We start from the raw sequence: 14770 nt of genomic DNA on the forward strand, positions 1-14770 counted from the left end.
GGAGACTTTCCATGTCCAGCCCTTCTATTCACGGCATTATCGGCTACACCATCACCCCTTTCAGCGCCGGCGGTGAACGCCTTGACCTCGACGCCCTGGGCCGCTCCATCGACCGTTTGATCGACGGCGGCGTGCACGCCATTGCACCGCTGGGAAGCACCGGCGAAGGCGCCTACCTGAGCGATGCCGAGTGGGATGAGGTCAGCGCCTACAGCCTGCAGAAAGTCGCCAAGCGCGTGCCGACCATCGTCAGCGTCTCCGACCTGACCACCGCCAAGGCCGTACGCCGTGCGCGCTTCGCCGAAGCCCACGGTGCCGATGTGGTGATGGTTCTGCCAACGTCCTACTGGAAACTCAGCGAGGCGGAAATCCTCGCCCACTATGCCGCCATCGGCGACAGCGTCAGCGTACCGATCATGCTCTACAACAACCCGGCCACCAGCGGCACCGACATGTCAGTGGACTTGATCCTGAGGATTCTCAAGCAGGTCGATAACGTGACCATGGTCAAGGAAAGTACCGGTGATATTCAGCGCATGCACCAGTTGCACCGCCTGAGCGACGGCCAGGTGCCGTTCTACAACGGCTGCAACCCATTGGCCCTGGAAGCGTTTGCAGCCGGTGCCAAAGGATGGTGCACGGCGGCAGCGAACCTGATTCCACAGCTCAACCTGGACCTGTATCAGGCGGTGTTGGCCAACGACCTGACGAAGGCGCGGGCGCTGTTTTATCGCCAGTTGCCGTTCCTGGATTTCATCCTCAAGGGCGGCTTGCCTGCGACGATCAAGGCCGGGTTGCGGTTGACTGGGTTGGAAGTGGGGGATCCGCGGTTGCCGGTGTTCCCGCTGTCTGAAACCGGCCGTGCACAACTGAGCGAACTCTTGGCCAAGTTGCGTTAAGCCATAACCGCTGCTCCACAAAAAAGCCCCGGCGCTCGCGCGTCGGGGCTTTTGTGTTTGCGAAGGGCCATCAAGTCTTGTCTTTGATGGTCGCGGTGGGGCCGTTAGTCTTGACGCTTTCGATGCCCTTGTCCCGCGCCGCTTCCGACGAGTACTGCTCACTGTTACCAATCACTTGATGGTTGGCCGCCTTGAGGTTGAAGTACGGCTGGCCGTTCTTGGCGACTTTTTTCTCATACCGTTCATCGAGTGGGCTGTTGGTCTGAACCGAGGCGATACCGTTTTCAGCGGCGCTGCGGGTGGTGTAAAGCTCGCTGGTCAAAATGGTTTCCGCGTTGCCTGCCTTGAGGACAAAGCGAAACTGCCCATTGCTGCTTTTTGCTAACTCATACCATCCAGCCATGATCTGCTCCCTTTAAATACAAATATCGTCAACGACCCGTAGGATTAAAGGCCATGTTCAGCTTTTTGCCACCTGAGACCGGGCATTGGTATTTGCAGGGAGACAAATAGCAATAATTCTCGATATCATTCGCGACTTTTCTACAGCGTGCTTCGTCAAGAAGGATATCCATGTCTCGTCCCAAGCCCGACCCGGTGTCGGCCGATGCCTTTCGCGGGTTCTATGCAGACATCCTGCATTTCCTGCGCAAACGCACGGACAACGCCAGCGACGCGGCGGACATGACCCAGGATGTCTTCACCCAATGGCTGGATTACCGCGACCGGGCCAAGGTCGAACAGCCACGGGCATTTCTGTTCCAGATGGCGCGCAATCTGCTGCGTGATCACTGGCGCAAACAGAAGGTACGCCGCACCGTCCATCAGGAACAGGCCGACCGGGATGCCGAGCCTGTCACCGACGAGCAAAACGACCCCATGGCCGCCGCCCATCGCTTGCAACGCCTGGAACAGTTGAAAGAAGTCCTCGCCGAACTCTCGCCCCGCAGGCGAGAAGCCCTTATGCTTCATCGCTTCGAAGGCTTGAGCCAAGCGCAGATCGCCGAGCGCATGGGGGTTTCGATCAGCATGGTGGAGAAGCACATTGCCTTTGCCCTGCTGCACTGCAAGCAGCGACTTCAACACGTACCCGGCAAGGAGCAGCCAGAATGACCCGCTTGAGCGACATCGACCGCTGTGAAATCGAAGCACACGACTCCATCGATGCTCAGGCTGCCAGCTGGTTTGCGCGTAACCGTAACGACAGCAGTCGCGCCAACCGCAAGGCATTTGCCACCTGGCAAACCGTGCCGGCCCATGCCCGCGCCTACGCCGAATTCGAACAACTGTGGGCTGACCTCGCCCAGTTGCAGCAATTGAATAAACCGGTGGTATTGCCCACCCGCAAGCCCGCTATCTGGCGCCCGGCACTGGCAGTGGCGGCCGCTCTGGTCTGTGCCCTGTTGGCCAGCAATATCGGTGCGCCACGGACACTGTTCCACACCCAGGTCGCGGCTCATCACAAGGGCATACGCACCCTGCACCTGCCCGATGGCAGTACCTTGTACGTCAATGCCAACACGCGTTTGCGGGTCGACTTCAATGCCCATCAACGCATCGTTCACCTGGATCAGGGCCAGCTGTACATCGAGGTGGCCGCCGATAAAGAGCGGCCGCTGTTTGTACAAGCCGGCGAGGCCAATGTGCGGGTGGTGGGCACCGGTTTCGATGTACGGCGCAGTCAGCAACAGTTGGTCGTCAGCGTCGCTCATGGCGAAGTGGCCTTCGACCCGAACCTCAAGGCTCCTGCCACCTTGCTCGGCGCACAACAACGCGCCGTCTGGCACTACGCAAAGGGCACCTTGCAACAACAAACGCTCAATGTCGGCGAGGTCGCCGACTGGCGCAGCGGGCACCTGTCGTTTCGCAATCGCGAGCTGGCCAGCCTGATCGATGAATTGGGCCTGTACCGCCCCACCGCCAGCGTTCAAGTGGACAACGCCGTGGCGCAGTTGAAGGTCTCGGGCAATCTGGATGTGAACGATCCAGATGCTCTGCTCAATGCTCTACCGGCCCTGCTGCCGGTGAAAACCGTGGCCCTGGCAGACGGAAAAGTCAGGATCGAAGCCCGCAAGTAACGCCCGAAGCTTCATACTTGAGAATATTTTTCATTCGCATGTGAGGTTTCTTTCTCCTGCCCCGTCTTCCTCCCGTCTGCGTTTGATACGCATGCCTTTCTGGCACTTTTTGCCGCTTTGGGGGATTTCATGTTTCGCGCGCCTTACCACGTCCAGCCTCTGTTTCTTCGACCGACGCTCATCGCCTCGTGCCTGGTTTTCAGCCTGCACGCACAAGCCGAGTCGTTCGCCCTGCAACTGCCCGCCCAGTCCCTGGCCACATCCCTGAGTCAGGTGGCGCAACAGGCGAACATCCAGTTGCTGTTCGATGAAGCCCTGCTGAAAAACGTCCAGGCGCCCGCCCTCAAAGGCGAGTACACCCCGGAAGTGGCGATCCGTACCCTGCTGAAAAATGCTGAATTCACCCTGATCAAGGTCGGCAGCACCTACGTCGTGCGCCCCGATGAAGGCAAAACCACCAACAGCGGTACTGTCCAACTCGACGCCTTGAGTGTGATCGGTACCGGCAATCAAGTGGACTCCACCACGGTCGGCCGCTCCACCCTGACCCAGGCCGATATCGACCGCTACCAGCCCAGCAACATTCCCAGCCTGCTCCAGACGCTGCCGGGCATCAGCATGGGTGGCTCGATGAAACCCGGCGGCCAGACCATCAACATTCGCGGCCTGGGGGATGCCGAGGACGTGCCACTGACCGTCGACGGTGCGGCCAAGAGTAGCTTCGAGCGCTATCAACAAGGCACCGTGTTCATCGAGCCCGAACTGATCAAAAGCATCGAGGTGGAGAAAGGGCCGCACTCGGCCTTCACCGGTAATGGCGGTTTTGGCGGCACGGTCAACATGATCACCAAGGATGCCCCCGACCTGCTCAGGGACGGTCGCAATTCCGGCGCGATGCTCAAGTACAGTTACGCCAGTAATGACCATCAGCAAGTCTACAGCGGTGCCGTCTACGGCCGTACCGATGACGGTCGTTTCGACGCCCTGGCCTATCTGACCCAGCGTGACGGCGGCGACATGAAGCTGGCCGCGACGCTGCCCGACCCTGGCAATAACTACCCGATCAACCCCAAGCGCCTGCCCAATAGCGCCCAGGATGTGGACGGCAAGCTATTCAAGCTCAACATGCACCTCACCGACGAACACAGCGTCGGTCTGTCCTATTCCCGCTCCCACAGCCAGCGCTGGACACCGTTTTCGGCCGCAAGCTACCCCTCGCCGCCGCAGCAGTACGCCATTGATAAATATGGCTACGAAGGCGCGCTAAAACGTTTGCTCGCCAACCGCGATACCGTCGACACCACCTGGTCGAGCAAATACGAATACCAGCCGCTGGACAATCCACTGGTGGACCTGAAACTCAGCTACTCGGAATCCACCACCGACCAGACCGACGAGCGCGACGCCAATGCACTCTTTTCCCTGGCCACGGGCGGCCGGAAGATGGACACCGCCTACAAGGACCGGACTCTCGAACTGCGCAACACCAGCCTGTTTGCCACCGGGCCACTGGAACATGCCGTGACCACGGGGGTGCAGGTCCGCAAACACAACCGCGACACCGAAATGTGGATGCCGGGCTCCACTTACAACACCGCCAAGCATAACTACGGGCACTTCCAGCCCGCCTTCATGCCCCGCGGTAAGGTCGACACCAACGCCTTCTACATTCAGGATGCGATCACCCTGGGCGACGTGACCCTCACCCCATCGCTGCGTTATGACCATGTGCGCAACCGAGGGGATGGCAACGACGCACCGTATTACAACAGCCCGGACCCCGCGCTTGGTCACGACTACAGTGACCGCACCTACACCGGCTGGTCGCCGCGTCTGGCGGCGTTCTGGACGGTCACCCCGGATGTCGCGATGTTCGCCAACTGGAGCAGGACCTGGCGCGCGCCGGTGATCGACGAACAATATGAAGTCCAGGGGTTGGGCAACCGCACCGCCACCAGTGTCGACCTCAACCCGGAACGCATCACGGCGATCACCGTGGGCAACATCACCCACTTTGCCAACGTCGTCGCCAATGGCGACAACCTGCAACTGCGCACGACGCTCTTCCATAACCGGATCGAGGACGAGATTTTCAAGGCCACCGGCGTCGGATGCGAAAACCAGACCCTCGTCGGCGGCACGATTAACGAGTCATGCAAGGGCATGCCCGCCATGTCCAACTACCGCAATATCGGCGGTATGACGATCAAGGGCTTCGAGGTCGAAAGTTACTACGACTCGACCTACCTGTTCGGTTCTCTGTCGTACTCCTGGGCCACCGGCAAACGCGACAATGCCTATACCAATCCGTGGGGGCCGAGTGTCTGGGCACGGGATATTCCGCCGGCCAAATGGGTAGTGGTACTGGGGACCAAGATCCCAGGCTGGGACGCACAAGTGGGCTGGCAAGGGCAGTTCGTACGCAAGACCGACCGCCTGCCGAGCGACAAGTACTCCGGTGGCTTGGGTTCCGGCTTAGGGGACAGGTTCTACGACCAATATGCCAACGATAGCTACAACACCCAGGGCCTGTTCGCCAATTGGAAGCCGCAGCAGGCTTACCTGAAAGGCACAGAGGTCAACTTCACCGTGGACAATCTGTTCAACAATAATTACCGGCCTGCGTTGAGTGGTGATATGGCTTACACCGAGGGGCGCAATGCCAAGATCAGCGTGACGCGGTTCTTCTAAAGCGATCTTGCACCTGTAGCCGCTACCGAGGCACGAGGCAGCGGCTACAGGTCCAGTTCCAGTTCCAGTTCCAGTTCCAGTTCCAGTTCCAGTTTCAGCACAACTGTACGGATAAATCTGCACCCAGCTGTAGGCACCCGCTTTTCGGGCTTTATGGCTAGATGAAGACCCACTCCCGGTCCTTCAGATTCTGGTCCCCCCATGAGCTCCCGCGAAAACACCGGCATGGCCCTCGGCTTGTTGGGTGTCATCATCTTCAGCCTCACCCTGCCCTTCACCCGCATCGTGGTGCAGGAAATCCACCCGTTGCTCAATGGCCTGGGCCGAGCACTGTTCGCGGCGGTTCCAGCGGCATTGCTGTTGCTGTGGCGCCGCGAGCAGTGGCCAACCTGGCGCCAGGTCCGTGGCCTCACGCTGGTGATCGCCGGGGTGATCCTTGGCTTTCCGGTGCTGTCGGCCTGGGCCATGCAAACCCTGCCGGCGTCCCACGGGGCGCTGGTCAACGGTCTGCAACCGCTGTGCGTGGCGTTGTACGCGGCATGGTTATCCCATGAGCGTCCGTCAAAAGCCTTCTGGGCCTGCGCGGCACTGGGCAGTGCATTGGTGTTGAGTTATGCGCTGATCACCGGAGCCGGCAGTATTCAGGCCGGCGATTTGCTGATGCTCGGGGCGATTGCCGTGGGCGGCCTGGGGTATGCCGAAGGGGGCCGACTGGCCAAGGAGATGGGCGGCTGGCAGGTAATCTGCTGGGCGCTGGTGCTGTCGACACCGGTGTTGATCGGCCCGGTACTGTACCTGGCGATGCAGCATGAAGGACCGATTTCCCCGCGCACCTGGTGGGCGTTCGGTTACGTCTCGCTGTTTTCCCAGTTCTTCGGTTTCTTTGCCTGGTACGCCGGGCTGGCCATGGGCGGCATTGCCCGGGTCAGCCAGATTCAGCTGTTGCAGATTTTCTTCACCATCGCCTTTTCAGCGCTGTTCTTTGGCGAACACATTGAGCCGATTACCTGGCTGTTTGCCTGCGGGGTGATTGTCACGGTGATGCTGGGGCGCAAGACGGCGGTGCGGCCTGCGCCCGCAGCAATCGCTGATCAGGCCAGGTAACCGTCGGCTCGCAGCAGGGTTTCCAGGCAGTGTTCAGTGATGCTGTAGAACGCCTTGAGTTCCTGGATTTTCGCCAGCAACGGCGCGTTGTCCAACGGCTCGGCGCGTTTGACGGCGAGGATCATCTTGTTCTTGTTGGTGTGCTCCAACGAAATGAACTCGAAGACCTTGGTCTCGTAGCCACAGGCTTCCAGGAACAACGCCCGCAGGCTGTCGGTGACCATTTCCGCCTGCTGCCCCAGGTGCAGGCCGTATTGCAGCATCGGCTTGAGCAGCACCGGGCTCTGGATCTGCAGGCGGATCTGCTTGTGGCAGCACGGCGAGCACATGATGATCGACGCACCGGAGCGGATACCCGTGTGGATTGCATAGTCGGTGGCAATGTCGCAGGCATGCAGGGCGATCATCACGTCCAGCTCGCTGGGCGCCACACTGCGCACGTCACCGCACTTGAACACCAGCCCCGGGTGCTCCAGCTGGGCGGCGGCGTTGTTGCACAGGGTGACCATGTCTTCACGCAATTCAACGCCGGTTACCTGGCCCTCGGCCTTGAGGGTATTGCGCAGGTAATCGTGGATGGCGAACGTCAGGTAGCCCTTGCCCGAACCGAAGTCTGCGACCCGTACCGGCTGGTCCAGCTTCAAGGGTGACGAGGTCAGCGCATGGCTGAACACTTCGATGAACTTGTTGATCTGCTTCCACTTGCGCGACATCGCCGGGATCAACTCGTGCCTGGCGTTGGTCACGCCCAGGTCGGCGAGAAACGGGCGGCTCAGGTCGAGGAAGCGATGTTTCTCACGGTTATGCTCGGCGGACGGCGCTTCGCGCAATTGCTGTGGCTTGCTTTTGAACAACGAGCTTTTGTTCTTCTTGCTGTATTCCAGCTGGGCTTCGTCGGTCACGGAAAGCAAATGCGCGTTCTTGAACGACGCCGGCAACAACTCGGCAATCGCCGCTACGCCATCGGCCAGGGAGAAATTCTTGGTGATATCACGGGTCTTGTAGCGATAGACAAAGGACAGGCAAGGCTGCTCCTTGAGCGTCGTCGGCTTGATGATCAACCGTTGCAGGTCCGCTTCACTGCCGACGTACTTGGCCAGCACCAGCTTGATAAAGGCGTTTTGCTCAAGGCTGGCGCTCAGCAGTTCGAGGAACTGTGCGTGATGATCCGGCGCAAGGCTGGCAGGTTTAGCGGTGACGGACATGAACAAAAACGCCTCGGGCAGGGAATGCCGGGCATTTTAGGGCGGATGGGGCTTGAGGGCACGGGGTTATTTGATCAACGGTCAATGGGGGAGCTGGGCTCGTGTGGGAGCTGGCTTGCCTGCGATAGCATCACCTCGGTGTATCTGACGTATCGAGGCGCCTGCATCGCAGGCAAGCCAGCTCCCACAGTGGGGTCCTATTCGAGCACCACCAACCGATTCGGCAGCTCATTGCGGGTCTGCGTCAGCGGCACATGCACCTTGAGCAATTCCCCGCTGGCTTCAATGCAGGCGATAAACCCGGCCAATGTCTGCCCCTGTTTCACCTGCTGGGTGAAGGCTTTGACGATGGCATCCCAACTGCTGTCGTCCAGGCGTTTGGAGATGCCGTCATCCACCAGGATTTCCACATAACGCTCGGCTTCGCTGACAAAAATCAGCACCCCGGTGCTGCCCACCGTGTGGTGCAGGTTCTGCTCCAGGAACTGCCGCCGCGCCAGGTTCGATGCCCGCCAGTGCCGCACGGAACGCGGGATCAGCCGAGTAGTGATCTTCGGCAAACGGAACAGCAGGCAAAACACGATAAAGGTCGCCCACTGTGCCAGCAGCAACGTGTGCATGGTCAGCCAGCCGGACAGGTAATGAATGATCCCCGGCACCACCAGCGCCAGCAGGCTGGCCCACAGCAGCGGGATGTAGGCGTAATCGTCGGCCCGGGCGGCCAACACGGTCACCAGCTCTGCGTCGGTCTGTTGCTCGACCTTGGCGATCGCTTCGGCGACCTGGCGTTGTTCGTGTTCGGTCAGTAGTGCCATGGTTGCAGATGCTCTTTAGTTATTGTCATTACCAGCCGCCCGAGGCCCCGCCACCGCCGAAACCACCACCGCCGCCTCTGAATCCACCGCCGCCACCGCCTCCGCCACCACCGCGCCCACTGCTGCTGAGAATGGCGAGAAGGATGGCGCCGACTGGCAGTCCCATGCGATTGCACAGCCACAGCACGATCAACAACAACACGAACAAGCCGATGGAAAACGCCGGATTATCCTTGGCAAAATTGGGGTCCGCCACACGCGCCGGCACGGCCAGTGGATCACCGCCCACCACCTGCACCATCGCCGCGACACCATCGCTGATGCCCTTGCTGTAATTACCAGCCTTGAACGAAGGCGCCATCACCTGGTTGATGATCACCCAGGACTGCGCATCGGTCAGCACGCCTTCCAGGCCGTAGCCGACTTCGATGCGCAATTTGCGCTCATCCCGGGCGACGATCAACAGCGCGCCGTTGTCCTTGCCCTTCTGGCCAATGCCCCACTGGCGGCCCAATTGATAACCGTAGTCTTCAATGGGCACGCCTTGCAGGTCGGGCACGGTGACCACCACGATCTGGTCACCGCTGGTCTGCTCCAGCGCCTGCAATTGCTGGGTCAGTTGCTCGCGCACGGCCGGGTCGATCATCTGGGCAGTGTCCACCACCCGGCCCGTCAACGCGGGAAACGCCAGCGCCGCCTGGACGGTGGTTACACATGCCAGGAGCCACAGCGCCAGGCCTATCCGTAGTAAACGCATCGACACCTCATTGAAGCGTTATCAGAACTTCACTTGCGGTGCTTTATCAGCATCAGCGCTGGTGGCTTCGAAGTTCGCGCGGATCGGCAAATCGCTGTACATCACGGTGTGCCACAGACGGCCAGGGAACGTACGGATCTCGGTGTTATAGGCCTGCACGGCGGCAATAAAGTCACGACGGGCCACGCTGATGCGGTTTTCCGTGCCTTCAAGCTGCGACTGCAAGGCCAGGAAGTTCTGGTTGGCTTTCAGGTCCGGATAGCGTTCAGACACCACCATCAGACGGCTGAGAGCACCGCTCAAGCCATCCTGGGCTTGCTGGAACTGCTTGAGTTTTTCCGGGTTGTCCAGGGTGCTGGCATCGACCTGGATCGACGTGGCCTTGGCCCGCGCCTCGATCACGGCGGTCAGGGTGTCTTGTTCATGGGCGGCGTAGCCCTTGACCACTTCCACCAGGTTGGGAATCAGGTCGGCGCGTCGCTGGTACTGGTTCTGTACCTGGGCCCAGGCCGCCTTGGCCTGCTCGTCCAGGGTCGGGATCTTGTTGATGCCGCAACCGCTGAGCACCGTGCCGAGCAGCAACAATGCCGCGGCCTTGAAGCCCCAGCGGTAACCTTGAATGACTGACATTGTGTTTCTCCCTGCTCAACCCTATGGAATTTGGTAACCCTATACATCTCGCGCCTGGGGCATAATCCGCCACCACCCACTGGATTGCATCGAGCCAATCAGCTAAAAGATGCCCAGCGCGAACAAGAGTTCAGAAGTGTGCTGCATTTATCTGAACAATACCCGAACAACAATAGACGCTCCCCAGACTTTGGCGCCGTAGCGCTCAGCGCCGGCCCCGAGGCTGCGAGAAAGGATATTCATGAAGAAGCTGTGTTTGCTGGGCCTTGTTGCCACTCTGGCCAGTTACCCCGTATTTGCCGAGACCAAGCCCGCTGCGCTCAAGGACAAGAACGCCTTCGTCAGCGACCTGATGAAGCAGATGACCCTCGATGAGAAGATCGGCCAGTTGCGCCTGATCAGCATCGGCCCGGAAATGCCTCGGGAGCTGATCCGCAAGGAAATCGCTGCCGGGCGCATTGGTGGCACCTTCAACTCGATCACCCGCCCGGAAAACCGTCCGATGCAGGACGCCGCCATGCGCAGCCGATTGAAGATCCCGATGTTCTTCGCCTATGACGTGATCCACGGCCATCGGACAATCTTCCCGATCAGCCTGGCCCTGGCGTCGAGCTGGGACATGGACGCCATCGGCCGCTCCGGACGCATCGCCGCCCAGGAGGCCGCCGCCGACAGCCTCGACATTACCTTCGCGCCGATGGTCGACATTTCCCGCGACCCGCGCTGGGGCCGCACCTCCGAAGGCTTTGGCGAGGACACCTACCTGGTGTCGCGCATTGCCGAAGTGATGGTCAAGGCCTTCCAGGGCACCAGCCCCGCCAACGCCGACAGCCTCATGGCCAGCGTCAAGCACTTCGCCCTGTACGGCGCGGTGGAAGGCGGTCGCGACTACAACGTGGTCGACATGAGCCCGGTCAAGATGTACCAGGACTACCTGCCGCCCTACCACGCCGCGATCAAGGCCGGCGCCGGTGGCGTGATGGTTGCCCTGAACTCGATCAACGGCGTGCCCGCCACCGCCAACACCTGGCTGATGCACGACCTGCTGCGCAAGGAGTGGGGCTTCAAGGGCCTGGTGGTGAGCGATCACGGCGCCATTTTCGAACTGATCAAGCACGGCGTAGCCAAGGACGGTCGCGAAGCGGCCAAACTGGCGATCAAGGCCGGCATCGACATGAGCATGAACGACCAGCTCTACGGCAAGGAATTGCCCGGCCTGCTCAAGTCCGGCGAGATCCAGCAGAGCGACATCGACAACGCCGTGCGCGAAGTGCTCGGCGCCAAATACGACATGGGCCTGTTCGCCGACCCTTACCTGCGTATCGGCAAAGCCGAGGATGACCCGGCCGACACCTATGCCGACAGCCGCCTGCACCGTGCCGATGCCCGTGACGTGGCACGCCGCAGCCTGGTATTGCTGAAAAACCAGAACGACACCCTGCCGCTGAAAAAATCCGCGACCATCGCCCTGGTGGGTCCGCTGGCCAAGGCCCCAATCGACATGATGGGCAGTTGGGCCGCCGCCGGCAGACCCGCGCAATCGGTGACCCTGCTGGACGGTATGAACGCCGTCATCGGTGACAAAGGCAAAGTGGTCTACGCCCGCGGCGCCAACATCACCAACGACAAGAAGGTGGTCGACTACCTGAACTTCCTCAACTTCGATGCCCCGGAAGTAGTGGATGATCCCCGTTCGTCCCAAGCGATGATCGACGAAGCAGTCAAGGCCGCCAAAGACGCTGACGTGGTCGTGGCCGCCGTCGGTGAGTCCCGTGGCATGTCCCACGAATCGTCCAGTCGCACCGACCTGAACATCCCGCAAAGCCAGCGCGACCTGATCAAGGCCTTGAAAGCCACCGGCAAGCCGCTGGTGCTGGTGTTGATGAACGGCCGCCCGCTGTCGATTCTCGATGAGAACCAACAGGCTGACGCGATCCTGGAAACCTGGTTCGCCGGTACCGAAGGCGGCAACGCGATTGCCGACGTGCTGTTCGGTGACTACAACCCGTCAGGCAAGCTGCCGATCACCTTCCCGCGTTCGGTGGGGCAGATTCCGACCTACTACAACCACCTGAGCATTGGCCGGCCGTTCACGCCGGGCAAACCGGGCAACTACACCTCGCAGTATTTCGATGACACCACAGGTCCCCTGTTCCCGTTTGGCTATGGCTTGAGCTACACCACGTTCAGCCTGTCGGACATGGCGCTGTCGTCCACCACCCTGAACAAGACCGGCAAGCTCGACGCCAGTGTGGTGGTGAAAAACACCGGCAAGGTGGAGGGCGAAACCGTGGTGCAGCTGTATATCCAGGACGTGGCCGGCTCGATGATCCGCCCGGTGAAGGAGTTGAAGAACTTCCAGAAGATCATGCTCAAGGCCGGAGAGGAGCGTGTGGTGCACTTCAGTATTTCCGAGGATGACTTGAAGTTCTACAACACCCAGCTCAAGTTCGCAGCGGAACCGGGTGAGTTCAATGTGCAGATTGGCTTGGATTCGCAGGATGTGAAGCAACAAACCTTCGAATTGCTCTAATACAAGACTGTAAACACAGTCAGTGTGGGAGCTGGCTTGCCTGCGATAGCCTCACCTCGGTCTTCCTGACATACCGAGGTGCCTGTATCGCAGGCAAGCCAGCTCCCACACTTGTCCGCAGTGCTCTTGCTATCCGCGTCGATCCAGCAGGTTGACCACCAACCGATCAATCCAGCCCCACACCCGCTGCTTCACCCGTCGCCACAACGGCCGCGACTTCCACGCCTCCAGGCTCACCGCCTGGCTCTGGGCAAAATCACGCTCGAAACTGCCCTCTACCGCCAGCGTCAACTCAGGGTCCAGCGCTTCCAGGTTGGCCTCCAGATTGAACCGCAGGTTCCAGTGATCGAAGTTGCACGAGCCGATACTGACCCAATCGTCCACCAACACCATTTTCAGGTGCAGGAAACACGGCTGGTATTCGAAGATTTTCACGCCGGCCTTGAGCAAACGCGGGTAGTAACGGTGCCCGGCATAGCGCACCGACGGGTGATCGGTGCGTGGCCCGGTCAGCAGCAAGCGCACGTCGACACCCCGCGCAGCTGCACGACGCAAGGCGCGACGAACGCTCCACGTCGGAAGGAAATACGGCGTCGCCAGCCAGATACGCCGCTGGCCGCTGTTAAGTGCACGAATCAACGACTGCAGAATGTCCCGATGCTGGCGGGCATCGGCATACGCCACACGGCCCAGGCCTGGTCCGCTAGCCGGGACCTTGGGCAAGCGCGGCAGGCCGAAGCTCATCGACGGCTTCCAGGCGGTGCGGGCCTTGTTGGCCAGCCATTGGCGGTCGAACAAAGCCTGCCAATCCAGTACCAGCGGGCCGGTTATTTGCACCATCACCTCGTGCCAGTCGCAGGTATCTTGCCCGGGTGTCCAGAATTCGTCGGTCACTCCAGTGCCGCCGACCATGGCAATGCTCTGGTCGATCAACAGCAGTTTGCGGTGATCCCGATAAAGGTTGCGCATCCAACGGCGCCAGCTCAAGCGATTGTAGAAACGCAGCTCCACACCGGCCTCGATCAAGCGCCGACGCAAACTCAAGGTAAACGCCAGACTGCCGTAATCATCGAACAGGCAACGCACCCGCACACCACGCTTGGCAGCGTGCACCAGGGCCTGAACCATCTCCTCGGCACACGCCCCCGCCTCCACCAGGTACAACTCCAACTCAACCTGACGCTCGGCCCGGGCAATGCCCACCAGCATCTGCGGAAAGAAATTCGGCCCGTCGATCAGCAACTCGAAACGGTTGGCGCTGCGCCAGGGGAACACCGCGCCGCTCATGTCAGCGCGCCGTGAAAATCAGCACCGCACCCACCGGTACCGACAAACTGATCTGCGACAAACCGGCCGCTTTTCGCAATGCAGCCACGCCCGACAGCAAGTCGAAATCCTCAGCGTGCAGCACCAGTGGTTCCAGGGTCACCACCTGGAAGCGTCGGTCATCCAGTCGGGTGGCCAAGAGCTCGGCGTTGTAGGTCTGGGTCTTGCCGTGCAGCGTCACCGACACGGGCAGCCGTAGCTCAAGCTGGGCACCGGCCGCCAGGTCGTTGATCGGTTGCAGATTGATCTGGGCATTGATCAGCGCATCGGGGAACGTCTTGATCTCGAACAGCTCATTGCGCATGCGCTCATCGCGCAGCGGGATGCCACTGTTGACCGACTCCAGCTCGACTTCCAGTTGCGCCGCGCCTTGGCTGTCGACCTTGCCGTGCAACACCAGGAAGCGATGAACTTCAGCAATGTCGGTATTTTTGGTGGTCACGAATGACAGGCGCGAGGACTCGTTGTCCAGATACCAATCGGCGTGGGCAGGCAAGGCTGCGCAGGCCAGGAGGAGAAAGGCGAAGGGTTTGAGCAGGGACGCGTTGAACATAAAGACTCGTTGGGCGATAAACCTGAACGAACCTTAACTGGGCCACTAGCCAGGCGCAATGTAGCTGATCACGCAAATTAAAGGTGGGAGCTGGCTTGCCTGCGATTGCGGTGTATCAGTCGACACACATGCTGAATGTCAGACCGCTATCGCAGGCAAGCCAGCTCCCACCTTATCGC

General features: G+C 60.4%; 13 protein-coding genes. 6 read left to right on the top strand and 7 right to left on the bottom strand.

Annotated features, from left to right (window positions below; all coding sequences use genetic code 11):
• Positions 1-11: 11 nt before the first annotated feature.
• Positions 12-899, top strand: coding sequence for a dihydrodipicolinate synthase family protein (locus tag GNF76_RS21000; protein ID WP_155585031.1), 888 nt, complete (start codon positions 12-14; stop codon positions 897-899).
• A 70-nt stretch (positions 900-969) separates the two neighbouring features.
• On the opposite strand, the gene GNF76_RS21005 is transcribed toward GNF76_RS21000, so the two are convergent.
• Positions 970-1302: a YegP family protein gene (locus GNF76_RS21005; protein WP_155585032.1), complete on the bottom strand. Its 333-nt coding sequence runs from the start codon at positions 1300-1302 to the stop codon at positions 970-972.
• 170 nt (positions 1303-1472) lie between these two features.
• Between GNF76_RS21005 and GNF76_RS21010 the strand changes: the two genes are divergently transcribed.
• From GNF76_RS21010 to GNF76_RS21025, 4 genes are all read left to right on the top strand, one after another.
• Positions 1473-2012, top strand: a complete 540-nt coding sequence (locus GNF76_RS21010; protein ID WP_155585033.1) for an RNA polymerase sigma factor — start codon at positions 1473-1475, stop codon at positions 2010-2012.
• Positions 2009-2977 (top strand): FecR family protein, encoded by a 969-nt coding sequence (locus GNF76_RS21015; RefSeq protein ID WP_155585034.1) that lies wholly within the window; start codon positions 2009-2011, stop codon positions 2975-2977. Before GNF76_RS21010 ends, GNF76_RS21015 begins: the two co-directional genes overlap by 4 nt.
• Before the next feature lie 129 nt (positions 2978-3106).
• Positions 3107-5668: a TonB-dependent receptor gene (locus GNF76_RS21020; RefSeq protein ID WP_155585035.1), complete on the top strand. Its 2562-nt coding sequence runs from the start codon at positions 3107-3109 to the stop codon at positions 5666-5668.
• Between the two features lie 201 nt (positions 5669-5869).
• Positions 5870-6772 carry a DMT family transporter gene (locus GNF76_RS21025; protein ID WP_155585036.1) on the top strand — a complete coding sequence of 301 codons (903 nt, stop codon included), beginning with the start codon at positions 5870-5872 and terminating at the stop codon, positions 6770-6772.
• On the opposite strand, the gene GNF76_RS21030 is transcribed toward GNF76_RS21025, so the two are convergent.
• The 4 genes from GNF76_RS21030 to GNF76_RS21045 all read right to left on the bottom strand — a co-directional run bounded on the left by GNF76_RS21030 (position 6760) and on the right by GNF76_RS21045 (position 10179).
• Positions 6760-7977: a class I SAM-dependent methyltransferase gene (locus GNF76_RS21030; protein ID WP_155585037.1), complete on the bottom strand. Its 1218-nt coding sequence runs from the start codon at positions 7975-7977 to the stop codon at positions 6760-6762. The two genes, GNF76_RS21025 and GNF76_RS21030, sit on opposite strands and share 13 nt — an antisense overlap.
• Before the next feature lie 197 nt (positions 7978-8174).
• A complete protein-coding gene (locus GNF76_RS21035) occupies positions 8175-8792 on the bottom strand; it encodes a TPM domain-containing protein (protein WP_155585038.1) in 618 nt (205 codons plus the stop codon).
• A gap of 28 nt (positions 8793-8820) precedes the next feature.
• Positions 8821-9549, bottom strand: a complete 729-nt coding sequence (locus GNF76_RS21040) for a TPM domain-containing protein (protein ID WP_155585039.1) — start codon at positions 9547-9549, stop codon at positions 8821-8823.
• A gap of 21 nt (positions 9550-9570) precedes the next feature.
• Positions 9571-10179, bottom strand: coding sequence for a LemA family protein (locus tag GNF76_RS21045; protein WP_155585040.1), 609 nt, complete (start codon positions 10177-10179; stop codon positions 9571-9573).
• 241 nt (positions 10180-10420) lie between these two features.
• Between GNF76_RS21045 and bglX the strand changes: the two genes are divergently transcribed.
• Positions 10421-12712 (top strand): beta-glucosidase BglX, encoded by a 2292-nt coding sequence (gene bglX, locus GNF76_RS21050; protein ID WP_155585041.1) that lies wholly within the window; start codon positions 10421-10423, stop codon positions 12710-12712.
• A 129-nt stretch (positions 12713-12841) separates the two neighbouring features.
• On the opposite strand, the gene GNF76_RS21055 is transcribed toward bglX, so the two are convergent.
• Both GNF76_RS21055 and GNF76_RS21060 read right to left on the bottom strand, forming a co-directional pair.
• Positions 12842-13999: a phospholipase D-like domain-containing protein gene (locus tag GNF76_RS21055; protein WP_155585042.1), complete on the bottom strand. Its 1158-nt coding sequence runs from the start codon at positions 13997-13999 to the stop codon at positions 12842-12844.
• Position 14000: 1 nt separating this feature from the next.
• Complete coding sequence (locus GNF76_RS21060) at positions 14001-14591, bottom strand: YceI family protein (RefSeq protein ID WP_155585043.1); 591 nt, start codon at positions 14589-14591, stop codon at positions 14001-14003.
• Positions 14592-14770: the final 179 nt, after the last annotated feature.

This window comes from Pseudomonas spelaei, assembly GCF_009724245.1.
GTDB classification, from domain to species: Bacteria; Pseudomonadota; Gammaproteobacteria; order Pseudomonadales; family Pseudomonadaceae; genus Aquipseudomonas; species Aquipseudomonas spelaei.

What these genes read in the sequence shown, in the direction of transcription:
- GNF76_RS21000 (WP_155585031.1), top strand. Translation starts at nt 12, where the DNA reads ATGTCCAGCCCTTCTATTCACGGCATTATCGGCTACACCATCACCCCT.
- GNF76_RS21005 (WP_155585032.1), bottom strand. Translation starts at nt 1,302, where the DNA reads ATGGCTGGATGGTATGAGTTAGCAAAAAGCAGCAATGGGCAGTTTCGC.
- GNF76_RS21010 (WP_155585033.1), top strand. Translation starts at nt 1,473, where the DNA reads ATGTCTCGTCCCAAGCCCGACCCGGTGTCGGCCGATGCCTTTCGCGGG.
- GNF76_RS21015 (WP_155585034.1), top strand. Translation starts at nt 2,009, where the DNA reads ATGACCCGCTTGAGCGACATCGACCGCTGTGAAATCGAAGCACACGAC.
- GNF76_RS21020 (WP_155585035.1), top strand. Translation starts at nt 3,107, where the DNA reads ATGTTTCGCGCGCCTTACCACGTCCAGCCTCTGTTTCTTCGACCGACG.
- GNF76_RS21025 (WP_155585036.1), top strand. Translation starts at nt 5,870, where the DNA reads ATGAGCTCCCGCGAAAACACCGGCATGGCCCTCGGCTTGTTGGGTGTC.
- GNF76_RS21030 (WP_155585037.1), bottom strand. Translation starts at nt 7,977, where the DNA reads ATGTCCGTCACCGCTAAACCTGCCAGCCTTGCGCCGGATCATCACGCA.
- GNF76_RS21035 (WP_155585038.1), bottom strand. Translation starts at nt 8,792, where the DNA reads ATGGCACTACTGACCGAACACGAACAACGCCAGGTCGCCGAAGCGATC.
- GNF76_RS21040 (WP_155585039.1), bottom strand. Translation starts at nt 9,549, where the DNA reads ATGCGTTTACTACGGATAGGCCTGGCGCTGTGGCTCCTGGCATGTGTA.
- GNF76_RS21045 (WP_155585040.1), bottom strand. Translation starts at nt 10,179, where the DNA reads ATGTCAGTCATTCAAGGTTACCGCTGGGGCTTCAAGGCCGCGGCATTG.
- bglX (WP_155585041.1), top strand. Translation starts at nt 10,421, where the DNA reads ATGAAGAAGCTGTGTTTGCTGGGCCTTGTTGCCACTCTGGCCAGTTAC.
- GNF76_RS21055 (WP_155585042.1), bottom strand. Translation starts at nt 13,999, where the DNA reads ATGAGCGGCGCGGTGTTCCCCTGGCGCAGCGCCAACCGTTTCGAGTTG.
- GNF76_RS21060 (WP_155585043.1), bottom strand. Translation starts at nt 14,591, where the DNA reads ATGTTCAACGCGTCCCTGCTCAAACCCTTCGCCTTTCTCCTCCTGGCC.